The 23,289-nt window shown below is 65.0% G+C and carries 15 protein-coding genes; 9 read left to right on the top strand and 6 right to left on the bottom strand.

Going from position 1 to position 23,289, the window contains the following annotated elements:
• Positions 1-24 precede the first annotated feature (24 nt).
• From ligA to FAS41_RS09985, 4 genes are all read right to left on the bottom strand, one after another.
• Positions 25-2,412, bottom strand: coding sequence for an NAD-dependent DNA ligase LigA (gene ligA, locus FAS41_RS09970; RefSeq protein ID WP_138521733.1), 2,388 nt, complete (start codon positions 2,410-2,412; stop codon positions 25-27).
• A gap of 87 nt (positions 2,413-2,499) precedes the next feature.
• Positions 2,500-3,390 (bottom strand): cell division protein ZipA, encoded by an 891-nt coding sequence (zipA, locus tag FAS41_RS09975; RefSeq protein WP_138521735.1) that lies wholly within the window; start codon positions 3,388-3,390, stop codon positions 2,500-2,502.
• A 299-nt stretch (positions 3,391-3,689) separates the two neighbouring features.
• Positions 3,690-7,178, bottom strand: a complete 3,489-nt coding sequence (gene smc / locus FAS41_RS09980; protein WP_138521737.1) for a chromosome segregation protein SMC — start codon at positions 7,176-7,178, stop codon at positions 3,690-3,692.
• Positions 7,179-7,213: 35 nt separating this feature from the next.
• Entirely contained in the window at positions 7,214-7,873 is a 660-nt protein-coding gene (locus tag FAS41_RS09985) for a GntR family transcriptional regulator (RefSeq protein WP_138521739.1), read from the bottom strand.
• A gap of 183 nt (positions 7,874-8,056) precedes the next feature.
• Here FAS41_RS09985 and FAS41_RS09990 point away from each other — a divergent pair, with 183 nt between their 5' ends.
• The 5 genes from FAS41_RS09990 to guaD all read left to right on the top strand — a co-directional run bounded on the left by FAS41_RS09990 (position 8,057) and on the right by guaD (position 15,938).
• Entirely contained in the window at positions 8,057-9,193 is a 1,137-nt protein-coding gene (locus FAS41_RS09990) for an alkane 1-monooxygenase (RefSeq protein ID WP_138521741.1), read from the top strand.
• Positions 9,194-9,564: 371 nt separating this feature from the next.
• Positions 9,565-11,028, top strand: a complete 1,464-nt coding sequence (xdhA, locus tag FAS41_RS09995) for a xanthine dehydrogenase small subunit (protein WP_138521743.1) — start codon at positions 9,565-9,567, stop codon at positions 11,026-11,028.
• Positions 11,021-13,411, top strand: coding sequence for a xanthine dehydrogenase molybdopterin binding subunit (gene xdhB, locus FAS41_RS10000; RefSeq protein WP_138521745.1), 2,391 nt, complete (start codon positions 11,021-11,023; stop codon positions 13,409-13,411). Before xdhA ends, xdhB begins: the two co-directional genes overlap by 8 nt.
• A 208-nt stretch (positions 13,412-13,619) precedes the next feature.
• Entirely contained in the window at positions 13,620-14,471 is an 852-nt protein-coding gene (gene xdhC, locus FAS41_RS10005) for a xanthine dehydrogenase accessory protein XdhC (RefSeq protein WP_138521747.1), read from the top strand.
• 162 nt (positions 14,472-14,633) lie between these two features.
• Entirely contained in the window at positions 14,634-15,938 is a 1,305-nt protein-coding gene (gene guaD, locus FAS41_RS10010; protein ID WP_138521749.1) for a guanine deaminase, read from the top strand.
• Positions 15,939-16,199: 261 nt separating this feature from the next.
• Here the strand turns inward: guaD and FAS41_RS10015 are convergent, their stop codons facing one another.
• A complete protein-coding gene (locus FAS41_RS10015; protein WP_138521751.1) occupies positions 16,200-16,622 on the bottom strand; it encodes a universal stress protein in 423 nt (140 codons plus the stop codon).
• Between the two features lie 165 nt (positions 16,623-16,787).
• Between FAS41_RS10015 and FAS41_RS10020 the strand changes: the two genes are divergently transcribed.
• The 4 genes from FAS41_RS10020 to FAS41_RS10035 all read left to right on the top strand — a co-directional run bounded on the left by FAS41_RS10020 (position 16,788) and on the right by FAS41_RS10035 (position 22,003).
• Positions 16,788-17,711: a LysR family transcriptional regulator gene (locus tag FAS41_RS10020; RefSeq protein ID WP_138521752.1), complete on the top strand. Its 924-nt coding sequence runs from the start codon at positions 16,788-16,790 to the stop codon at positions 17,709-17,711.
• Positions 17,712-17,874: 163 nt separating this feature from the next.
• Complete coding sequence (locus tag FAS41_RS10025) at positions 17,875-19,458, top strand: MFS transporter (protein WP_138521754.1); 1,584 nt, start codon at positions 17,875-17,877, stop codon at positions 19,456-19,458.
• Between the two features lie 26 nt (positions 19,459-19,484).
• Positions 19,485-20,552 (top strand): HlyD family secretion protein, encoded by a 1,068-nt coding sequence (locus FAS41_RS10030; protein ID WP_138521756.1) that lies wholly within the window; start codon positions 19,485-19,487, stop codon positions 20,550-20,552.
• A complete protein-coding gene (locus FAS41_RS10035) occupies positions 20,549-22,003 on the top strand; it encodes an efflux transporter outer membrane subunit (RefSeq protein ID WP_138521758.1) in 1,455 nt (484 codons plus the stop codon). The genes FAS41_RS10030 and FAS41_RS10035 overlap by 4 nt, the downstream gene beginning before the upstream one ends.
• Positions 22,004-22,170: 167 nt before the next feature.
• On the opposite strand, the gene FAS41_RS10040 is transcribed toward FAS41_RS10035, so the two are convergent.
• Positions 22,171-22,947, bottom strand: a complete 777-nt coding sequence (locus FAS41_RS10040; protein WP_017517526.1) for a GntR family transcriptional regulator — start codon at positions 22,945-22,947, stop codon at positions 22,171-22,173.
• Positions 22,948-23,289 lie beyond the last annotated feature (342 nt).

A 23,289-nucleotide genomic window follows, 5' to 3' on the forward strand; every position in this document is an offset into this window, starting at 1 on the left:
TTCTTTGATCGGAAGAAAGGCTTGTCAGGCGCCGATGCCGTGATCGGCCAGCAGCTTGATCAGCTGCTCTTCGTCCATCACGGCGACGCCAAGTTCCTGGGCCTTGGCCAACTTTGAACCCGCTCCCGGTCCGGCAACGACGCAGTGGGTCTTGGCGGAGACGGAGCCGGCCACCTTGGCGCCGAGGCTTTCCAGTTTTTCCTTGGCGATGTCGCGGCTCATGGCTTCCAGGGTGCCGGTGAGCACCCAGGTCTGGCCGGCCAACGGCAGGCCTTCGACGACCTTGCGCTCGCTGCGCCAGTGCATGCCGAACTCCGCCAACTGCGCTTCGACGGCCTTGGCGCGCTCGACACGAGCAGCATCGGCGAAGTACTCGCGCACCGACTGCTTGGCCTTCTCGTTCACGCCCTTGAGGGTGCTGAGGTCCAGCCAGTCCTGGCTGAGGGTGATGAGTGCGTCGAGGCTGCCGGTGCGATCAGCCAACTTTTCGGCGCCCGTGGCGGCGATGAAGGGGATGTTCAGCTTGTCAATGAAGCCCGCCAGCGTCGCGACAGCGGCGAACTCGGCGGACACCCCACCTTCGTCCTGCAGTTCGATACCGCGCTCCAGCAATTGCTGGATCACGCTGCGGTTGTGCTCGTCATCGAAGAAGTTGTGGATCTCGTAGGCCACTTCGCCGCCAACGTCCGGCAGGTAAGTGAGCACCTCCGGCAACGCCTTCTGGATGCGCGCCAGGGAGCCCAGGGAGCGCGCCAGCAGCTTGGCGGTTTCCTCACCCACATCCGGAATACCCAGAGCGAAGACGAAGCGCGCCAGCGCCGGCTTGCGACTCTCCGCGATGGCGGCGAGCAGGTTGCGCGTGGAGACTTCGGCGAACCCCTCCAGCTCGATGACTTGCTCGAAGGTCAGGGTGTAGAGGTCGGCCGGGGATTTCACCAGCCCCTTGTCCACCAGTTGCTCGACGATCTTGTCGCCCAGGCCGTCGATGTCCATGGCGCGGCGCGAGACGAAGTGGATGATCGCCTGCTTGAGCTGCGCCTGGCAGAAAAGCCGGCCGACGCAGCGGTAGATGGCACCTTCGCTGACCGACTCCCTGCCCTTGCTTCGCTTGACCAGCTGGGTGCGCTCGACTTGCGAGCCGCAGACCGGGCACTGGGTGGGGATCGCCACCGGACGCGCATCCGCCGGGCGCCGCTCGGTGACGACCTGCATGACCTGTGGAATCACGTCGCCGGCACGGCGGATGATCACGGTATCGCCGATCATCAGGCCCAGGCGGGCGACCTCGTCCATGTTGTGCAGCGTGGCGTTGGACACCGTTACGCCAGCCACCTGGACCGGCTTGAGGCGCGCCACGGGCGTTACCGCGCCGGTGCGGCCGACCTGGAATTCCACGTCCAGCAATTCGGTCAACTCTTCGCGAGCCGGGAACTTGTGAGCGATGGCCCAGCGCGGCTCGCGGGCACGGAAGCCCAGCTCACGCTGGAAGTCGATGCGATTGACCTTGAACACTACGCCGTCGATTTCGTAGGCAAGGCTGTCGCGGCGGGCACCGATGTCTTCGTAATAAGCGCGACAACCTTCGACGCCCTTGGCCAGCTTCAGCTCGCGGCTGATCGGGATGCCCCAGCCCTTGAGGGCTTCGAGGATATCGACCTGAGTGCCGGGCAGCGCACCACCCTCGACACGGCCGAAACCGTAGCAGCAGAACTCCAGCGGGCGGCTGGCGGTGATCTTCGAATCCAGCTGGCGCAGGCTGCCGGCCGCGGCATTGCGCGGGTTGGCGAAGGTCTTGCCGCCGGCTTCCATCTGCCGCTCGTTAAGCGCCTCGAAGCCAGCCTTGGACATGAAGACCTCGCCGCGCACTTCCAGCACCGCCGGCCAGCCCTCGCCCTTCAGGCGCAGCGGCACATTGCGGATGGTGCGTACGTTGACACTGATGTCCTCTCCGGTGGTGCCGTCGCCGCGCGTAGCGCCACGGGTCAGCACGCCGTTCTCGTACAGCAGGCTGACCGCCAGACCATCAAGCTTGGGCTCGCAGCTGTACTCCACCTCCGCGCCGCCACCGAACAGGTCCGATGCCGGCAACTGGTCCGCCAGCCCCTCACGCACTCGGCGGTCGAAATCGTTGAGGTCCTGCTCTTCGAAGGCGTTGCCCAGGCTGAGCATCGGCACTTCGTGACGCACTTCGCCGAATGCGGAGGCAGCCGCACCGCCGACCCGCTGGGTCGGCGATTCGGGAGTGATCAGTTCGGGATGCTCGGCTTCCAGCGCCTTCAGCTCGCGGAACAGGCGGTCGTACTCGGCATCCGGCACGCTCGGCTCGTCGAGCACGTAGTAGCGGTAGTTGTGGTCGTCGAGCTCGCTGCGCAGCTGGGCAATGCGTTCGGCAGCGATCTGGGAATCGGTCATGCGGGAATCTCGGGCGGCAATAGGTTGCGGCTAGAAGTGCAAAGCCCCAAGGGTCGCTTGGGGCTTCATTTGCAGCGTGCGGAAAGCTTAGCGCTTCTGGGTCAGGGCGCGTCGCTCGAAATCGATGATGCGCTGACGGTAGTGCTCGATGGTCTGTGCGGTCATCACGCTGCGCTGCTCGTCCTTCAGCTCGCCATTGAGCTCCTGGGCCAGCTTGCGGGCGGCGGCGATCATCACGTCGAACGCCTGCTTGGGATGGCGCGGGCCCGGCAGGCCGAGGAAGAAGCTCACTGCGCGGGTGCTGAACTGGTCGATGTTGTCCAGATCGAAGGTACCCGGCTTGACCGCGTTGGCCATGGAGAACAGCACTTCACCGTTGCCGGCCATGCTTTCATGGCGGTGGAAGATGTCCATCTCGCCATAGCGCAGGCCGCTTTCGAGGATGTTCTGCAGCAGCGCCGGGCCCTTGAAGCCGTTCTCGTCGCGGCTGATGACGTTGATGATCAGCACTTCATCAACCGGTGCCTGTGGCGCCGACGGAGCCGCAGCGGCGGGAGCAGCGCGCTCCTTGTCCTTCTTGCGGTCCTTCTTCGCCTTGTCCTTCTCTGCCGGCACGTCGTCCAGCGGATTGGGGAAATCCTCTTCGTCCAATGGGCCGAGCAGGTTCGGCGCCGGGTCGTCCAGGTTCAGGTCGCCCTGGCGCGGCTCGCCGCGGCGCTTGCCACGGGACTCCTTGGCACTGACCTTGGGCAGGTCTTCCTCGTCGAGCTCCGGCTCGCGATGGTCGACTACCCGGGAAGGCCCGAGCAATTCCGGGTTGGTTTCGTCCCCGTCATCGGGCTGGTTGGCAAACTGGCGATCCAGTTTGAAACGCAACTTGCCCTTGCCACCCCGCATGCGACGCCAACCGTCGAACAGAATGCCGGCGATGACGATGAGCCCAATGACGATCAGCCATTCGCGCAGACCGATATCCATCTAATCCCGTAGCCCCTGAACAAAAAATGATGATGAAGAAAAGGACATCCTATCCCTTGAAAACGTGGAGCCAACTTCATGTTCTGACTGATGTTTTCCACGCGATACAAAAGTGGGCGTTAAGCTAACACGCTCTCACATAACTTTACACTGTCTGAGGCGACACTCCGCCGCACTCTTTGCAACTTTTCATAGCGGCTGCCGCTTGAGTGCCTCAGCCGAATCCTACCCCAATCAAATCAATGCCTTAGGCTTGAAACAAAGCATCTTGCCAGCATAGCTCAAGTTCGCTTGGACGATCACGCTTCAGCGAGCGCAACAGCCTCTTCCACATCCACCGCCACCAGACGCGAACATCCCGGTTCGTGCATGGTCACGCCCATCAATTGATCGGCCATCTCCATGGCGATCTTGTTGTGGGTGATATAGATGAACTGCACTTTCTCCGACATCTCCTTCACCAGCCGCGCATAACGGCCGACGTTGGCATCGTCCAGCGGCGCGTCGACTTCGTCGAGCATGCAGAACGGTGCCGGGTTCAGCTGGAAGATCGCAAACACCAGCGCCAGAGCGGTCAGGGCCTTCTCGCCACCGGACAGAAGATGGATGGTGCTGTTCTTCTTGCCCGGCGGCCTCGCCATGATCGCCACCCCGGTATCGAGTAGATCCTCGCCGGTAAGTTCCAGATAGGCGTGACCGCCGCCGAAAACCTTGGGGAACAATGCCTGAAGGCCAGCATTGATCTGGTCGAAGGTTTCCTTGAAGCGGTTGCGGGTTTCCTTGTCGATCTTGCGGATGACGTTTTCCAGGGTATCCAGCGCCTCCACCAGGTCGTCGTTCTGGTCATCCAGGTAGCGTTTACGCTCGGATTGCTGCTGGTATTCCTCGATGGCCGCGAGGTTGATCGGCCCCAGGCGACCGATGCGCGCGGCCAGTTCTTCCAGGCGGGTTTCCCAGACCTTCTCGGCAGCGTCAACGGGCAAGGTGCCCAGCACGCCGTGCAGGTCATAGCCATCCTCATGGAGCTGTTCCTGCAGTGACTTGCGTCGCACGCTCAGGGCCTGCCATTCCATGCGCTGCTGCTCCAGTTGGCCGCGCAACAGCTGCGACTGCTGCTCGGCCTGGGTGCGGCGCTTCTCGGCGTCGCGCAGTTGGCGGTCGGCATCTTCCAGCGCCAGACGCGCGTGCTTGAGTTCGTCCTCCACCGCCATGCGCCGGTCAAGCAACTCTTCCAGGCGCATGCGCAGTTCTTCCAGCGGCGCGGCGCCCTCCTCCAGATTGAGGTTGAGCTGCTCGCAACGCTCGACCAGTCGCACGGCCTGGCTGTCCAGGCGCTCCAGCGCTTGGCGGGTGGATTCGTGCTGGGCGCGCAGGGAGCCCACGCGCACAGCCAACTGATGGGCGTGGTCCTTGTGCTGGCGGGACTCCTGGCGAATGCGGTCGAGCTTCTCGCGCATGCCGTCGCGCTCGGCGAGCAGCGATTCGCGACGCTCGGTGTCCACGGCCATGGCGTCCAGCGCTTCCTGCAGGCTCAGGCGCGCTTCGCCCAGCTGCTCCTGCTCGACGGCATGCTGTTCGGCCAGCTCTGCCAGCTCTTCGTCCAGACGTCGACGGCGCAGAGTCAGCTGCTCGACCTTGGCCTGCTGCGCGGACAGCTGCGCCTTCAGCTCACCCTGGCGGCGACCTTCGTCCTGCAGGCGGCGACGCACCTGATCACGACCTTCCTCAGCCTGACGCTGCTCGTCACGCAGGCGCGCCAGTTGTTCGTCGATCTCGGCGAGGCGCTGCTCCAGCGTTTCGCGCTCGGCGTAAAGGCGCTCCAGCTCCTGGCCACGCGCCAGCACACCGCCATCGGCGGACTCACCACGGCGCACGCGCAGGAAGTTCCGGCCCACCCAGTAGCCGTCGCGGCTTATCAGGCTTTCGCCATCACCTAGCGAAGCTCGCTGGGCCAGCGCCTGCTCCAGGGTTTCGACCGGGCGCACGCGACCCAGCCAGTAGCTCAGGTCGACATTCGTCTCGACCTTGCCCAGCAGGCTGCCAGGCCGCGAAACGGCACCAGCAGCCAGGTCGAGCAGGCGCAGTTCGCCTTTCTCCAACGCGTCGAATGGCAGCCCTTTCACGTCGTCCAGCAGCACGCCGTGCAGGTCGGCACCGAGCACGGTTTCCACCGCCAGTTCCCAGCCCGCCTGTACGCGCAGGCCTTCAGCGAGGCGCGGCCGCTGTTCCAGCCCTTGCTGGCGCAGCCATTGCGCGGTGCCGTCGCCCGGATCGAGCGCGGCCTGCTGCAGCGCCTCCAGCGAGGCAATGCGGCCATTCAGACGCTGTAGCTCGCCCTGCGCCTGGTGCTGCGCGGCGGTGCTTTCCTGCAGGGACTGGCGCACGCGCTCCAGGCGCTCGGCCAGCTCCTGCTCTTCGATCTGCGACTCCTCCAGCAGCAATTCGATGGCGGCGACCTGCTCGCCCAGCTCGAGGATCGCGGCGTCTTCCGGATCGGCGGCCAGTTGCGTGCGCTCGTCGCTCAGGCGGCGCTGACGCTCGCCCTGGCGCTCCAGGCTCTGCTCCAGGTGCTGGATGCGCGACTGCTGAACTTCCGCCTCGCGACGCGGTTCGGCGCTCTGCTGGTTGAAGGCATCCCAGCGCTGTTGCCAGTCGTGCATGCGCTGCTCGGCGTCTTCCAGCCCGACGGTAGCCTCCTCGGCGGCAGCGGCGCTGATTTCCTGTTCCGGGGCGAGACGCTCCAGCTCCTCGCCCAGGGTGGCGAGCAGGGTGCGGTCGTGGCCCAGGTGGGACTCGGTTTCCTGGCGGGTCTTCTCGGCCTCGCGCAGGTCGTCCTGCAACTGGCGCAGGCGCTGCTGGCCATGCTGGATGCTCTGCTCGACGCGGGCGATGTCGCCCCCCACGGAATAGAAACGACCCTGCACCTGGTTGAAGGTTTCCGACAGCTCATGGTGGCCGTCGCGCAGGCGCTCGATGCTGGCGTCGGCGCTACGCTGCTCGGCCACCAACGCCTCGAAGGCCACTTCCTGGTCGCCGATCACCTTTTCCTTCTGCCCGACCTGCTCGTTCAGGTCGCGCCAGCGCAAGGCGCCGAGCTGTGCCTTGAGGGTGCGCTCCTCGGCCTTGAATTCCTGGTATTTCTCCGCCGACTGGGCCTGGCGGTGCAGGCGCTCCAGCTGGCGCTCCAGTTCTTCGCGCAGGTCGGTCAGGCGCGCAAGGTTTTCCTGGGTGCGGCGGATGCGGTTCTCGGTCTCGCGGCGGCGCTCCTTGTACTTGGAGATGCCGGCGGCTTCCTCGATGAAGTTGCGCAAATCCTCGGGCTTGGCTTCGATCAGCTTGGAGATCATGCCCTGTTCGATGATCGAGTAGCTGCGCGGCCCAAGGCCGGTGCCGAGGAAGATGTCGGTGATATCACGGCGCCGGCACTTGGTGCCGTTGAGAAAATAGGTGTTCTGGCCGTCGCGGGTCACGCGGCGGCGGATGGAAATCTCGGCATAGCTGGCGTATTCGCCGAGCAGGGTCTGGTCGGAGTTGTCGAACACCAGTTCGATGGATGCCTGGGTCACCGGCTTGCGCGTGTTGGAGCCATTGAAGATGACGTCGGTCATCGACTCGCCACGGAGGTTCTTCGCCGAACTCTCACCCATCACCCAACGAACGGCGTCGATGATGTTGGACTTTCCGCAACCGTTGGGGCCGACGACGGCCGCCATGTTGCTCGGGAAATTGACCGTCGTCGGGTCGACGAAGGACTTGAAGCCTGCCAGCTTGATGCACTTGAGCCGCATGAGCCCTCTTCCCCCGTCCGTCTCTTATTGAGAGCTTATCGTTCTGCCAGTGCAGCCAGAACCAGCTGGCTGTTGTGCCGACCGTAGTCGAGCAGGACCTCGCGGATACCCGCCTCATCGCGGCCCACCACCGCGCGCAGCAGGTTTTCGAAGCTGCCGATGAACTGACTCATCTCGCCTTTGCGGCGCTCCAGGGCCAGATGATAGGTGCGACTGATGGCCGGCAGGAGATTTTCCACGGTTTCCTGCAGGTAGGGATTGGCGGCGAACGGGAAGGCAGCGCGCATGATGTCGAAGCTGGATTCGACGAAGGCATTGATGTCGCCGCGCTCGAGCTCGTCCAGCAGGCGCCGCTGTATCGCCATGAAGGGTGCCAGGTCAGCTTCTTCGCGCCAGGTCCGCGCCACGCTGCTGGCGAGCATGATGTACAGCTCCATCACCAGCGAGTAGAGGCTTTCCACGTGCGCTGCGGACAGCTCGGACACCTGCGCCCCCCGGCGCGGCAGGATCACCACCAGGTGGCGGCGCTCGAGGATCAGCAGCGCCTCGCGGACCGAGCCGCGGCTGACGTTGAGGGTCTGGGTGACCTTCTGTTCCTGGATGCGCTCGCGCTCCTTGAGTTCGCCCCGGATGATGCGTTCGGCAAGATGATGCGCGATCTGCTCAGCCAGGCTGTCCGGGGCCTTGAACGTCATGGTTGTCCTTAAGAATCGGGGCGCTTTCGAGGGGCTACTGCGGACGCGAAGTGTAACACAGGGTGTTACCCCGCCATCCCCCGCCCAGGAGGGACGACAGAACAAAGGTTGGTGCATCCATCGGGAGGAACAGGCGCAGGATTGTCTGACAATCCTACACAAGAGACGTATCGGGAGTCGTCCATGTTCGCTTTGTTCCTTTCCCCTGCCTGGATGTTGCGTCTCAAGAAAGCCGGCTACTGGATCTGGCTGGTCCCGGTCTTCGGCATTCCCGTCAGCTACTGGTGGTCGTTCGGTAGCGATTATCCCAACGCCTGGGCCTGGCTGGTCATCACCGTGGTGTTCGGGGTGATCCCGCTGCTGGACTTCGTGGTCGGCCGCGACCCGGCCAACCCCGACGAGGTGGAGGAAGTCCCGCCCATGGAGCGCGAGGGCTACTACCGCTTCCTCAGCCTGCTGACCGTGCCGCTGTTGCTGGGCATGCTGGTCTACGGCGGCTGGGTGCTGGCCACCTATGACGCCTGGAACTGGGTTGGCCAGCTCGGCTGGATCCTTTCCGTGGGCACCGTCATGGGCGCCATCGGCATCACCGTCTCCCACGAGCTGATCCACAAGGACCCGCAACTGGAGCAGAACGCCGGCGGCCTGCTGCTGGCAGCGGTGTGCTACGCAGGCTTCAAGGTAGAACACGTACGCGGCCACCACGTGCATGTCTCAACGCCGGAGGACGCCTCGTCCTCGCGCTACGGCCAGAGTCTCTACGCCTTCCTGCCCCACGCCTACAAGCACAACTTCCTCAACGCCTGGAAGCTGGAGAGCGAGCGCCTCAAGCGCAAGGGCCTGCCGGCGCTGCACTGGCGCAACGAGCTGATCTGGTGGTACGTGATCAGTGCGCTGTTCCTGGTCGGCTTCAGCGTCGCCTTCGGCTGGATCGGCGCGCTGTACTTCATCGGCCAGTCGGTGATGGCCTTCACCCTGCTGGAAATCGTCAACTACGTGGAGCACTACGGACTGCACCGTCGCCGCCTGGACACAGGGCGCTACGAGCGAACCACCCACGAGCACTCCTGGAACAGCAACTTCCTGCTGACCAACCTGTTCCTCTTCCACCTGCAGCGCCATTCCGACCACCACGCCAATGCCAAGCGCCGCTATCAGGTGCTGCGCCACTTCGATGAGAGCCCGCAGTTGCCCAACGGCTACGCCGGAATGATCGTCCTGGCGCTATTCCCACCACTCTGGCGCGTGGTGATGGACCGCCGCGTACGCGCCTACTACGCCGGCGAGGAATACCAGCTGAGCGCTACCCAGCAGGCCTGATCGAAGAGTTCCACGCCTTGGCGGCAAGCCCTACCCCGGCTTGCCGCCTTTTTTCTTTCTGCTGTCCGGCACCGGGCCGCTCTTCGCAGGATGGCATGGAGCGCAACGATACCCATCACTCCCGCGTGAAGACAGCATGGGTATCGCTTAGGCTCCACCCATCCTACCGGGCTAGCACGGTGCAGACCGGCCATATCGGTAGTTCACGAGCAAGCTCGTTCCTACAAAAAACAGTCCCGCTCGCGCCGTCTATCACCTGCGGAAAAATTTTCTGACCATTCGGACAGAAATTTTATTGACTCAAAAGTCAGCTTTCCATAAATTCGCCTCCAGTGCCCTACCAAAAACAAGAATCAGCCTGGAGGCAAGCCTTGATCAGGTTCCTGCTCAATCGCGAGCTGCGCGTCGAAGACCGCCTCGATCCCAATCTCACCGTGCTCAACTACCTGCGCCAGACCCTGGGCAAGACCGGCACCAAGGAGGGTTGCGCCTCCGGTGACTGCGGCGCCTGCACGGTGGTCGTCGGCGAGCTGGTCGGGGAAGAAGGCGCCGAGCGCATCCGCTACCGCACTCTCAACTCCTGCCTCACCTTCGTCTCCTCGCTGCACGGAAAACAACTGATCAGCGTCGATGACTTGAAGCACCGTGGCGAACTGCACGGCGTGCAGCAGGCCATGGTCGACTGCCACGGCTCGCAGTGCGGCTTCTGCACCCCTGGCTTCGTCATGTCGCTGTTCGCCCTGCAGAAGAACACCGCCGGCGAGACCACCGAAGAGCGCAAGGCCGAGGCCCATGAAGCGCTGGCCGGCAACCTCTGCCGCTGCACCGGCTACCGCCCGATCCTCGACGCCGCCGAGCAATCCTGCTGCCAGAAGCAGCCCGACCAGTTCGACGTCGCGCAGCCCGAGATCATCGCCCAGCTCAAGGCCATCGCCCCACGCGAGACCGCCGAACTCAACAGCGGCGACAAGCGCTGCCTGCTGCCGCTGACCATCGCTGACCTCGCTGATATCTACACCGCCAACCCGCAGGCGCGCCTGCTGGCCGGCGGCACCGACCTGGCCCTGGAAGTCACCCAGTTCCACCGCGAACTGCCGGTGATGATCTACGTCGGCCATGTCGAGGAAATGAAGCGCGTCGAGGTCTTCGACGACCGCATCGAGATCGGCGCCGCGACCCCGCTGACCGACTGCTACGAAGCGCTGTCCCGCGACTATTCGGACTTCGGCGAGCTGCTGCACCGCTTCGCCTCGCTGCAGATCCGCAACCAGGGCACCCTGGGCGGCAACATCGGCAATGCCTCTCCCATCGGCGACTCGCCGCCGCTGCTGATCGCCCTGGGTGCGCGCCTGGTGCTGCGCAAGGGCAGCGAACGCCGTGAGTTGCCGATCGACGAGTACTTCATCGACTACAAGGTCACCGCGCGCCAGGAAGGCGAGTTCATCGAGCAGGTGATCATCCCGCGTCCGCAGGCCAATCAGGCGTTCCGCGCCTACAAGGTCTCCAAGCGCCTGGACGATGACATTTCCGCCGTCTGCGCCGCGTTCAGCGTCACCGTGGAGAACTGCAAGATTTCCGCCGTACGCACCGGCTTCGGCGGCATGGCCGCGATTCCGAAGCGCGCCAAGGCCTGCGAAGCCGCGCTACTCGGCCAGACCTTCAACAGCGCCACCTTCGAACGTGCAGCGCTTGCCCTGATCGAAGACTTCGCACCGCTCACCGACTTCCGTGCGAGCAAGGAATACCGCCTGCTCACCGCGCAGAACCTGCTGCGCAAGTGCTTCCTGGAGCTGGAAGCCCCTCAGGCCGTAACCCGGGTAACCCACTATGCATAAGCCGCAGAAAAGCCAGGAAGAACTCACCGCACTGTTCCGCGCCGACCTCACCACCGGCGTTGGCCGCAGCGTCAAGCACGAGAGCGCGCCCAAGCACGTCAGCGGCGAAGCGCAGTACATCGACGACCGCCTGGAATTCCCCAACCAGTTGCACGTCTACGCCCGCATGAGCGACCGCGCCCACGCGCGCATCACCAGGCTGGACGTCAGCCCCTGCTACCAGTTCCCCGGCGTGGCGATCGCCATCACCAAGGATGACGTGCCCGGCCAGCTGGACATCGGCCCGGTGGTCGCCGGCGACCCACTGCTGGCGGACGGCAAGGTCGAGTACGTCGGACAGATGGTCATCGCCGTCGCCGCCGACAGCCTGGAAACCGCACGCAAGGCGGCCATGGCCGCGATCATCGAGTATGAAGACCTGGAGCCGGTACTCGACGTCGTCGAAGCACTGCGCAAGAAGCACTTCGTGCTGGACAGCCACCAGCACAAGATCGGCGATTCCGAGGCCAAGCTGGCCACTGCGCCGAACCGCATCCAGGGCACCCTGCACATCGGCGGCCAGGAACACTTCTACCTGGAGACGCAGATTTCCTCGGTGATGCCCACCGAAGACGGCGGCGTGATCGTCTACACCTCCACCCAGAACCCCACCGAAGTACAGAAGCTGGTGGCCGAAGTGCTGGGCATCTCCTTCAACAAGGTGGTCATCGACATGCGCCGCATGGGCGGCGGCTTCGGCGGCAAGGAAACCCAGGCCGCTGCGCCTGCCTGCCTGTGCGCCGTCGTCGCACGCCTCACCGGGCGCCCGGCGAAGATGCGCCTGCCGCGCGTCGAAGACATGCAGATGACCGGCAAGCGCCACCCCTTCTACGTCGAGTACGACGTGGGCTTCGAGGACGACGGCCTGCTGCACGGCATCAACATCGAGCTGGCCGGCAACTGCGGCTACTCGCCGGACCTCTCCGGCTCCATCGTCGACCGCGCGATGTTCCACTCCGACAACGCCTACTTCCTCGGCAACGCCACGGTGAACGGTCACCGCTGCAAGACCAACACCGCGTCGAACACCGCCTACCGCGGCTTCGGCGGCCCGCAGGGCATGGTCGCCATCGAGGAGATCATGGACGCGGTCGCGCGCCACCTGGGCAAGGACCCGCTGGACGTGCGCAAGCGCAACTACTACGGCAAGGATGAGCGCAACGTCACCCATTACTACCAGCAGGTGGAACACAACCTGCTGGAGGAGATGACCGAGGAGCTGGAAGCCAGCGCTGAGTACGCCAAGCGCCGCGCCGAAATCCGCGCCTTCAACGCCAACAGCCCGGTACTGAAGAAAGGCCTGTCGCTGACCCCGGTGAAATTCGGCATCAGCTTCACCGCCACCTTCCTCAACCAGGCCGGCGCGCTCATCCACATCTACACCGACGGCAGCATCCACCTGAACCACGGTGGCACCGAGATGGGCCAGGGCCTGAACACCAAGGTCGCCCAGGTGGTGGCCGAGGTCTTCCAGGTCGACATCGACCGCGTGCAGATCACCGCCACCAACACCGACAAGGTGCCCAACACCTCGCCGACCGCCGCCTCGTCGGGCGCCGACCTGAACGGCAAGGCCGCGCAGAATGCCGCCGAGATCATCAAGCAGCGCCTGGTGGAGTTCGCCGCCAGGCACTGGAAGGTCACCGAGGACGACGTCGAGTTCCGCAACAACCAGGTACGCGTGCGTGATCTCATCCTGCCGTTCGAGGAACTGATCCAGCAGGCCTACTTCGGCCAGGTATCGCTCTCCTCCACCGGTTTCTACCGCACGCCGAAGATCTACTACGACCGCAGCCAGGCACGCGGCCGGCCGTTCTATTACTTCGCCTACGGCGTGTCCTGCTCGGAGGTGATCGTCGACACCCTCACCGGCGAGTACAAGATGCTGCGCAGCGACATCCTCCACGACGTCGGCGCCTCGCTGAACCCCGCCATCGACATCGGCCAGGTCGAAGGCGGCTTCGTCCAGGGCATGGGCTGGCTGACCATGGAAGAGCTGGTGTGGAACGCCAAGGGCAAGCTGATGACCAACGGCCCGGCGAGCTACAAGATCCCGGCCATCGCCGACATGCCCATCGACCTGCGGGTGAAGCTGGTGGAAAACCGCAAGAATCCGGAACAGACGGTGTTCCACTCCAAGGCCGTCGGCGAGCCGCCGTTCATGCTGGGTATCTCGGTGTTCTGCGCGATCAAGGACGCCGTGGCCAGCCTGGCCGACTACCGCGCCCAGCCGCAGATCGACGCCCCCGCCACTCCCGAGCGCGTGCTCTGGGGCGTGGAGCAAATGCGCAAGCTGAAGGCCGCCCAGGCCGAAAAGGCACCGGCTCAGGTCGAGCCGGCGTGATGTGACCATGGGGCACCGCTGGCAGGGAGAGACGTCCCCACTTCCGTCCTCCACCCCGCCAGCGGCGCCCCACCCTAACTCCCAATTGTAGGAGCGAGGGGGACGCCTAGTCCTTGCTCGCGAACCGCCCAGCCATAGAGCTGCCGGGGAACTCGTTCGCGAGCAAGCTCGCTCCTACAAATAGAGCCCACCATCGAGGTTCGAAACGATGAACTGGATCAGTGCCCTCGCCGACCTGCAACAGCGCGCCGAAGCCAGCGTGCTGGTGACCATCATCGAAGAACGCGGCTCCACTCCGCGTAACGCCGGTTCGAAGATGGTCGTCAGCGCCGACAAGCTCTACGACACCATCGGCGGTGGCCACCTCGAATTCAAGGCCATGGCCATCGCCCGCGAGATGCTGCAGAACCGCGAGCGCGAGCCGAAGCTTGAGCGCTTCAGCCTCGGTGCCAGCCTCGGCCAGTGCTGCGGCGGCGCCACCGTGCTGCTGTTCGAACCCATGGGCCAGCCCCAGGCGCACATCGCCGTGTTCGGCGCCGGCCACGTCGGCCGCGCGCTGGTGCCGTTGCTCGCCAGCCTGCCGTGCAAGGTGCGCTGGATCGACTCGCGGGAAGCCGAGTTTCCCGATTACATCCCCGAGGGCGTCACCCGCGCGATCAACGAGGATGTGATCGATGAGATCGACGAGATGCCCGCCGGCAGCTACTTCATCGTCATGACCCATAACCACGCGCTGGACCTGGAGCTGACGGCGAAGATCCTCGAGCGCAATGACTTCACCTACTTCGGCCTGATCGGCTCGGACACCAAGCGCGCCAAGTTCGAACACCGCCTGCGCGACCGTGGTTTCGCCGCCGACACTGTGCAGCGCATGCGCTGCCCCATGGGCATCAGCGAGGTGAAAGGCAAGCTGCCGGTGGAGATCGCCGTGTCCATCGCCGGCGAAGTGATTGCCACCTACAACGCCACCTTCGGTCAGGAGGCCAGCAAGGGCGAGAACACCGTGGCCAAACTGTTACCCACAAGCCGCCGCGCACGCACTGCCGAAAGCGGGGCCTGATTTCCAACATTCCGGGCTTCGTGATGGGTATCGCTTCGCTCCACCCATCCTACGGAGCGCCGGACAAATTTCGTAGGATGGGTCGGGCGGCGCTCCGCGAGCGCCAGCGATACCCATCGAAAAGCGTCCAACGACGCGTCAATTCCGATTTGCGAGAGATCGATGAGCACTCAAGCCAAAGCCTACCGCGCCAGCATCCTGCACAGCATCGCCGACCCCGCCGAAGTCGGCATCGAAGCCTCGTATCAGTACTTCGAAGACGGCATCCTGCTGGTGGAAGACGGCAAGGTCGCCCGCCTCGGCCACGCCGCCGAGCTGCTGCCGCAACTGGGCGGCGTGGAAGTGGTCGAGTACCGCGACGCGCTGATCACCCCCGGCTTCATCGACACCCATATCCACTACCCGCAGACCGGCATGATCGCCTCCTACGGCGAGCAGCTGCTGGACTGGCTGAATACCTACACCTTCCCCACCGAGAAGCAGTTCGCCGACCCGGCCCACGCCGCCGATGTCGCCGGCATCTTCCTCAAGGAGCTGCTGCGCGCCGGCACCACCACTGCGCTGGTGTTCGGCACCGTGCACCCGCAGTCGGTGGACGCGCTGTTCGGCGCGGCGCAGAAGCTCGACCTGCGCCTGATCGCCGGCAAGGTGATGATGGACCGCAACGCACCGGACTACCTGACCGACACCGCCGAAAGCAGCTACACCGACAGCAAGGCGCTGATCGAGCGTTGGCACGGCAAGGGCCGCCTGCTCTATGCGGTGACCCCGCGCTTCGCCCCGACCAGCACGCCTGAACAGCTCGACGCTGCCGGCCGTCTGCTCAAGGAGCATCCGGGCGTGTATATGCACACGCACCTCTCGGAGAACCTCAAGGAAATCGAGTGGGTCAAGGAGCTGTTCCCGGAGCGCAAGGGCTACCTGGACGTCTATGACCACCACGGCCTGCTCGGCCCGCGCTCGGTATTCGCCCACGGCGTGCACCTGTGCGACGGCGAGTGCCAGCGCCTGTCGGAAACCGGCTCGGCCGTGGCCTTCTGCCCGACCTCCAACCTGTTCCTGGGCAGCGGCCTGTTCGACCTGAACAAGCTGGAAAAGCACAAGGTCAAGGTCGGCCTGGGCACTGACGTCGGCGCCGGCACCAGCTTCTCCCAGCTGCAATCGCTGAACGAGGCCTACAAGGTCATGCAGCTGCAAGGCAAGAAGCTCGACCCGTTCAAATCGCTGTACCTGGCCACCCTCGGCGGCGCCTGCGCGCTGGAGCTGCAGGACAAGGTCGGCAGCTTCGCCCAGGGCAACGAGGCCGACTTCGTGGTCCTCGACTACAAGGCCACCCCGCTGCTGGACTACCGCCTGCAGCAGGCGAAAACCCTGGAGGAGAAACTCTTCGCACTGGTCATCCTCGGCGACGACCGTACCGTGAAGGAAACCTTCGCGCACGGTCGCAACGTGCATCGCCGCGGCTGACCCCTTACGGCTTCGGCGCCGGGGCCTCGCTCAGGACCAACCCGGCGCCGGGGCCGCTTTTCTTTCCACGATGCGCGGCGCTGCACCAGGTTCCCCGGCGTGCGCAGGAGCGAAGTCCGTCCGCAATCGATTCTCGGCAACGCAACGGTGCCACCCAGGGTTCGCGAGCAAGCTCGCTCCTACAGGTTTGCTCCGGTGCTGCCCTTGTAGGAGCGAGCTTGCTCGCGAACCGCACGACACCCATTCGGGGCATGAGGACGCCTACTCCCGCACCTCGACCAGCACCGGACACGGAGCCCGCTCGATCACCCGCTGCCCCACCGACGGGTCCAGCAACCGCTCGATACGCCCCAGGTGCCGGTGACCGATCACAATCAGATCGCACGCCAGCCGCTCTGACTCCCGCAGGATCGCCCGCGCCGGATCGCCCGCCACCACGGCACCCGACGCAACGCAGGGTTGCAACTGCATCACGGCATCATCCACCAGCGCCTGGGCCTCGTGTTGCTCCTGCTCCGCCGGCGGGTACTCCAGCGCATCCTCCCGCGGCATCGCGAAAGCGCGATCCACGACGCAGACCACATGCACCTCGGCGCCGTGATCACGCGCCAGCTCTCCCGCCGTGGCAACGATGCGCGCCGACTGCGCCGCACCGTCGATGGCCAGCAGAATCCGTTTGAACATGCCTTTCTCCTTCGTGAAACAAAATCCGCCGTCATTCTTCGGGGCGCGCGCCGGACCGTAAAGGCACGCCAAACGTAATGAACCATTGCATGAAACGCACGCTTGCCCAGCGAGCCCTTCGCAATGGAACATGAATAGCACTGCCCCACTGTCTTCGGAGTCGCCATGGCCCTGCCCGATCTCAATCTGCTGGTCGCCCTCAACATCCTGCTCGAAGAAGGCAGCGTGGTCGGTGCCGCGCGACGCATGCACCTCAGTGCACCCGCCATGAGCCGCACCCTGTCGCGCATTCGCGAAGCGGTGGGCGACCCGATCATGGTCCGCGCCGGGCGTAACCTGGTGCCGACACCTCGCGCCCTGCAATTGCGCGAAGAAGTCAGCGACCTGGTCGAACACGCCATGCGTCTGTTCAATGCCAAGGAAAACCTGCGCATGGACCAGCTCGAACGCTGCTTCGTGCTGCGCTCCAACAACGTGCTGGTCGGCGGGTTCGCCTCGCGCATGCTAGCGGTGATGAAAGATGAAGCGCCCCGCTGCAGCTTGCGTATTGCCCCGGAAGCCGACTTCGACGACGAAGCCCTGCGGCAGAACCGCATCGACCTGTACATCGGCGCCACCTCGACACTGGAGCCGGAAATCCGCACACAGACCCTGTTCACCACCAGCTTCGTCGGCCTGGCACGGCGCGACCATCCAATCTTCGACGACGAAATCACTGCCGAGCGCTTCGCCGCCTTTCCGCAGATCAGCGTTTCCCGACGCGGTCGCGCGCTCGGCCCGATCGACGAGGAACTGGCGAACCTGGGCCTGCGTCGGGAAATCCGCCTGACCGCACCGACCTTCCATTCCTCGATCTTCGCCCTGCTGGAGTCTGACCTCGTACTGCCCATTGCCGAGCATTCGCTGTGGCGCCTGGATCGCCTGGGCTTCGCCCTGCGCCAGTTCGACATCCCGCTGCCGCTGAAATCCGTGGTGATCCTCCAGGCCTGGCACCCGCGCTTCGACAACGACCCAGCGCACAGCTGGCTGCGACAGACGGTGAAGCGCGTGTGCATCGAGTTGCGGGAAAGTTCTGGCCTGCTGAGCTGACCACACAATCAGTGCGCCAGACACACTGATTAGCTGCAATCATTTCAATTTCCACAACTCATGCCCTTCCCTAGACTCGGTCGCAAATACCCGAGTTGATTCCTATGCCTTGCACCGTACCGCCCAGCGGCGGCGGCATCGGCCATCCCCATGGAGGCCGGCCATGACCGCGCTCGCCCCGATTTCCGCCACCGCACCACAACCGTCCGAAGCAACCGCCAAACCCGTTGCGCAGCCGTTCGGCCTGCGCATCGTGGTCGGCATGCTCGGCGTACTGATCGCCTCCCTCAGCGCCGGCCTCAACGAGAAGGTCACCGACCTGGCCATGACCGATGTGCGCGGCGCGCTGTCCATCGGCCACGACGAAGGCACCTGGCTGATCGCCCTGTACTCGGCGGCGCAGGTCGCCGCCATGGCCTTCGCCCCCTGGTTCTCGGTCACCGTTTCGCTGCGCCGCTTCACCCTCGGCGCCATTGCCGTGTTCGCCCTGCTTGCGCTGCTCTGTCCGTTCGCGCCTAACGTCGAGACGCTCTACCTGCTGCGCCTGCTGCAGGGTTTCGCCGGTGGCTGCATGCCACCCATGCTGATGACCGTGGCGCTGCGCTTCCTGCCACCGGGGATCAAGCTCTACGGCCTGGGCGCCTACGCGCTGACGGCCACCTTCGCGCCCAACCTGGGCATGCCGCTGGCCGCGCTATGGACCGAGTTCGTCGGCTGGCAGTGGGTGTTCTGGCAGGTCATCCCGCTCTGCGCCGTAGCGCTGGCTGCTGTCGCCTGGGGTATCCCGCAGGACCCGCTGCGCCTGGAGCGTCTGCGCCAGTTCGACACCCTGGGCCTCGCCCTCGGCCTGCCGGGCATCCTGATGCTGGTGATGGGCCTGCTGCAGGGCGAACGCCTGGACTGGTTCGAATCCGATCTGGTCACCCTGCTGGTGGTCGGCGGCGCCGGGCTGCTGGTGGCGTTCTTCATCAACGAATGGACACACCCGCTGCCCTTCTACCGCCTGGACATCCTCAAGCGGCGCAACTTCACCCACGCACTGATCACCCTGGCGGGCGTGCTGGTGGTACTCGGCGCATGCTCCGGCGTACCGGCGTCCTACCTCGCCTCGGCCCACGGTTATCGCCCGTTGCAATCGGCGCCCATGGCGCTGCTGGTGGCGCTGCCGCAGCTCATTTCGCTGCCCCTGGTGGCCGCGCTGTGCAACATCCCGCGGGTCGACTGCCGCTGGGTGCTGGCCATCGGCATCAGCCTGTGCGGCCTGTCCGCTTTCGGCATGAGCCAGCTCACCAGCGAGTGGACGCGGGAGAACTTCTACTGGCTGCTGGCGTTGCAGATCATTGGCCAGCCGATGGCCATCGTGCCGCTGCTGATGTCCGCCACCAGCGTCGTCGCGCCCATCGAAGGGCCGTTCGCCTCGGCGTGGTTCAACAGCGTGCGCGGCTTCTCGGCGGTGCTCGGCAGCGCCGTGGTGTCGATCCTGATGACCTGGCGCGAGCACTACCACTCCAACCGCCTGGTCGATCATCTGGGCAGCGCCTCGCAAGCCCTGGACCTGCGCCTGGAGCAACTGGGCGGCGCCGAGAACATCGGCCGCCTGGCCAGCCAGGTGCGCGGCCAGGCCGGCGTGCTCGCTGCCTCCGACACGCTGCTGGCTATGTCCTGGCTGGCTGCCGCCCTGCTCGTCCTGACTCCCCTGATGCCGCTGCGGGTCTATCCGCCGCGCCCCGTCGTTCCTGCTAACTGAATTCCCGCTGATTGAAAGGTCTGCCCATGTCGAAATTAAGCTCCCGTCGCGGCAGTCTGGCCCTGGTTGCCGTGCTGCTGCTCGCCCTTGTCGTCTACCTGCTGCTGCGCCTGCTGAGCCCCGCCCGCGAGCAAAGCACCGATGACGCCTACATCCATGCCGACTTCACGCTGGTGGCGCCGAAGGTCGCCGGCTTCATCGAGGAAGTGCTGGTGGAAGACAACCAGTCGGTGAAGGCCGGGCAGGTCCTGGCGCGCATCGATGCCCGCGACTACCGCGCCGCGCTGGACGCCGCCGAAGCCGACGTGCTGGCCGCCGAGGCGCGTCACCACCATGTTGCCGCCGACCTCGAACGCCAGCAGGCGGTGATTGCCCAGAGCGCCGCCCAGGTGCAGGCCGACCAGGCTGCGCTGACCTTTGCCGCGCAGGAACTGAACCGCTACCAGCACCTCGCCACCCAGGGCGCCGGCACGTTGCAGAATGCCCAGCAGGCGCGCTCGCGCGTCGACTCGGCGAAGGCCGTCCTGGACAAGGACAAGGCCGCCGCGCTGGCCGCGCGCAAGCAGCTCGACGTGCTGCTGGCCCAGCAGGCCGAGGCCCTGGGCGCACTGAAGCGGGGGCAGGCGCAGCTGCAGCAGGCGCAACTGAACCTGTCGTACACCGAGATCCGCGCCCCCTTCGACGGCATGGTCGGCCGCCGCGCCGTGCGTGTCGGTGCCTACACCACGCCGGGCAATGCGCTGCTTGCGGTAGTACCGCTGCAGAACGCCTACGTGGTTGGCAACTTCCAGGAAACCCAGCTGACCGAAGTACAACCTGGCCAGGCCGTAGAGATCAGCATCGACACCTTCCCCGGCGAGAAACTGCGCGGCCACGTCGACAGCATCGCCCCGGCCACCGGCCTGAGCTTCGCGCCCATCGCCCCGGACAACGCCACCGGCAACTTCACCAAGATCGTCCAGCGCATCCCGGTGAAGATCGTCCTCGACGCCGACCAGCCGCTGCGCGAAAAACTGCGCGTGGGCATGTCGGTGATCGCGCGGATCGACACCGGCACGCACGCCAGCAACGAGCAGAAGGTGGCCGTGCAATGATCGTCGCCCGCACGCCCCCGTTCGTCCTGGCTGGCCTTGCCCTGCTCGCGCTCGGCGCCTGCAGCGTAGGTCCGGACTTCAAGCGTCCTGATGACGCCGACGCGGTGAACTGGTCCGCCCAACGCGGGGATGCACCGAGCCAGGCGCTCAACGCTCCCATGGAAGCGCAATGGTGGACGCTGCTCGGCGACCCACAGCTGGATGACGTTCAGCGCCGCGTGGCCGCCGCCAACCTGGACCTGCGCGAAGCCGATGCGCGCCTGCAGCAGAGCCGGGCTATCCGCCAGGCGCTGGGCGGCGATGCCGTGCCCAACGTCGGCGCGGACCTGGGCTACCAGCGCAAGCGCAACAGCGAAGTGGGCCTGAACGACCCGTCGGGCAAATCCGGCAAGGACAGCTTCAACCAGCTCGACGGCGGCTTCGACCTGTCCTGGGAACTGGATTTCTGGGGCCGTGTGCGCCGCGAACTGGAGGCTGCCGATGCGAACGTCCAGGCCACCGAAGAAAGCCGCCGGGACGTGCTCGTGTCGGTGCTCGCCGAAACCGCGCGCAACTACCTGCAGCTGCGCGCCGAGCAGGACCTGGAAGCCATCATTCGCAGCAATCTGGAGATCGCCCATCGCAGCCTGGAGCTGACCCGCCTGCGTCGCGCCGATGGCGTCGCCACCGAACTGGACGTGGCCGAAGCCCTGACCCAGGTCGCCAGTATCGAAGCGCGTCTGCCCGACAGCCAGAAGCGCCAGGCACGGCTGATCAACGCCCTGGGCTATCTGCTCGGCGAGGCTCCCGGCGCGCTGCAGACCGAACTCGCCCAGGCCAAACCCGTGCCGCAGCCGCCCCGTGGCGTGCCGGTCGGACTGCCTTCGGAGCTGGCCCAGCGTCGTCCGGATATCCGCCGTGCCGAGGCTACCCTGCACGCCGCTACCGCCAGCATTGGCGTTGCCAAGGCGGACTTCTATCCGCGCATCAGCCTCAACGGCAGCTTCGGCTTCCAGGCCCTGCAACTGTCCAACTTTGGCGACTGGAACAGCCGTACCTTCGGTATCGGCCCGAGCCTGTCGCTGCCGATCTTCGAGGGCGGCCGCCTGAAAGGCATGCTCGCCCTGCGCGAAGCGCAGCAACAGGAATCGGCCATCGCCTACCGCCGTACCGTGCTCAACGCCTGGCGCGAGGTGGACGATGCACTCACCGACTACGCTGCCGACCAGCGCCGCCTGGCCAGCCTCGACACCGCCGCCGAACACGGCCGAACCGCTCTCGCCAACGCCCGCGAACAGTACAAGGCCGGCGCCGTAGACTTCCTCAACGTGCTCAGTGCCCAGCGCGAACTGCTGGCTACCGAGGAACAGCAGGTGCGCAGCCGCGAGGCCGTGGCGACCACACTGGTGCTGCTCTACAAGTCCCTGGGTGGTGGCTGGCAGCAGGCCGAAGAGCGCGCGCAGAACTTGTAGGAGCGAGCTTGCTCGCGAACCGCATCACGCCGGCACCTAAAGGTGCAATGCATTCGCGAGCAAGCTCGCTCCTACGAAAAGCGCGCAGTGTCAGGACGATTACGAAAAGCGACCCAGGCAGAAATGAAAAAGCCCCGCAGATGCGGGGCTTTTTTCTGGCTCGGCGATCAGGCCGCCGAGTCGGCGTCGGCCTTGCTGCGGCGCGGCTTCTTCTTGCCGGCCAGCAGGTGCGAGAACACCGCGTGCAGGTCACCCGAGGCACCATCCACATCCAGGTTCAGCTTGTCGTCGATGTGCGCCATGTGGTGCATCATCAGGGTCACAGCCTTTTCCTTGTCGCCCTTCTCGATGGCGTCGAGGATCTCGTTGTGCTCGTCGAACGAACAGTGCGAACGACCACCGCTTTCGTACTGGGCGATGATCAGCGAAGTCTGCGATACCAGGCTGCGCTGGAACACCACCAGCGGGGCATTCTTCGCCATTTCGGCAAGCTTCAGGTGGAACTCGCCGGAAAGGCGGATGCCGGCGCCACGGTCACCGCGAGCGAAGCTGGATTGCTCCTGTTTCACCATGTCGCGCAGTTCGGCGAGGGTATCGCTGCTGGCGTTGTCCACGGCCAGCTCGGTGATCGCGCGCTCGACAGTGCGGCGGGCGAAGAGAATCTGCCGGGCTTCGTCGATGCTCGGGCTGGCGACCACGGCGCCACGGTTGGGGCGCAGCAGGACTACCTGTTCGTGGGCCAGGCGCGACAGGGCGCGACGGATGATGGTGCGACTGACACCGAAGATTTCACCGAGGGCCTCTTCGCTCAGCTTGGTGCCGGGCGCCAGGCGTTGTTCGAGGATGGCGTCGAAGATGTGCGCGTAGACGATCTCGTCCTGAGTGCCGCTGCGCGCCTTGCCATTGCGCGGCTGCTTCCTGATCTGTTGCAACTGGTCGGTCATCGGAGTCGAACCCTGCTCAGCCGGGTTGAACCGGCGCGAAATCCGTGGGGGCATGAGTGAAGCTGGCCGCGGGCCAGGCATGGGGCACAGTGTACACAAAGTGGCCACTATCGTGCAGCCGTCGCGAGCGACTCGCCATCAACCCCGAGGCCGCACGGCGCAGGAGCTTGGCGAAGGTCAGCGTGCGACCATTCCGACGCTTTGCTTGTAAAAATCTTTCAGCAAGACACTAAACATTATTTGAACTTTTTGTACACAACTGCATAATCGCGGCGTGACTTCCTGACCCAAAGGTCAACATTCACACCCTCACAACTCTTTCCGTTAGCGCAAGGGACGCAG

This window comes from Pseudomonas nicosulfuronedens (genome assembly GCF_005877905.1).
Lineage (GTDB): Bacteria > Pseudomonadota > Gammaproteobacteria > Pseudomonadales > Pseudomonadaceae > Pseudomonas > Pseudomonas nicosulfuronedens.

Coding starts and splice junctions, on each gene's coding strand:
- ligA (WP_138521733.1), bottom strand. CDS start 2,412: ATGACCGATTCCCAGATCGCTGCCGAACGCATTGCCCAGCTGCGCAGC.
- zipA (WP_138521735.1), bottom strand. CDS start 3,390: ATGGATATCGGTCTGCGCGAATGGCTGATCGTCATTGGGCTCATCGTC.
- smc (WP_138521737.1), bottom strand. CDS start 7,178: ATGCGGCTCAAGTGCATCAAGCTGGCAGGCTTCAAGTCCTTCGTCGAC.
- FAS41_RS09985 (WP_138521739.1), bottom strand. CDS start 7,873: ATGACGTTCAAGGCCCCGGACAGCCTGGCTGAGCAGATCGCGCATCAT.
- FAS41_RS09990 (WP_138521741.1), top strand. CDS start 8,057: ATGTTCGCTTTGTTCCTTTCCCCTGCCTGGATGTTGCGTCTCAAGAAA.
- xdhB (WP_138521745.1), top strand. CDS start 11,021: ATGCATAAGCCGCAGAAAAGCCAGGAAGAACTCACCGCACTGTTCCGC.
- xdhC (WP_138521747.1), top strand. CDS start 13,620: ATGAACTGGATCAGTGCCCTCGCCGACCTGCAACAGCGCGCCGAAGCC.
- guaD (WP_138521749.1), top strand. CDS start 14,634: ATGAGCACTCAAGCCAAAGCCTACCGCGCCAGCATCCTGCACAGCATC.
- FAS41_RS10015 (WP_138521751.1), bottom strand. CDS start 16,622: ATGTTCAAACGGATTCTGCTGGCCATCGACGGTGCGGCGCAGTCGGCG.
- FAS41_RS10020 (WP_138521752.1), top strand. CDS start 16,788: ATGGCCCTGCCCGATCTCAATCTGCTGGTCGCCCTCAACATCCTGCTC.
- FAS41_RS10025 (WP_138521754.1), top strand. CDS start 17,875: ATGACCGCGCTCGCCCCGATTTCCGCCACCGCACCACAACCGTCCGAA.
- FAS41_RS10030 (WP_138521756.1), top strand. CDS start 19,485: ATGTCGAAATTAAGCTCCCGTCGCGGCAGTCTGGCCCTGGTTGCCGTG.
- FAS41_RS10035 (WP_138521758.1), top strand. CDS start 20,549: ATGATCGTCGCCCGCACGCCCCCGTTCGTCCTGGCTGGCCTTGCCCTG.
- FAS41_RS10040 (WP_017517526.1), bottom strand. CDS start 22,947: ATGACCGACCAGTTGCAACAGATCAGGAAGCAGCCGCGCAATGGCAAG.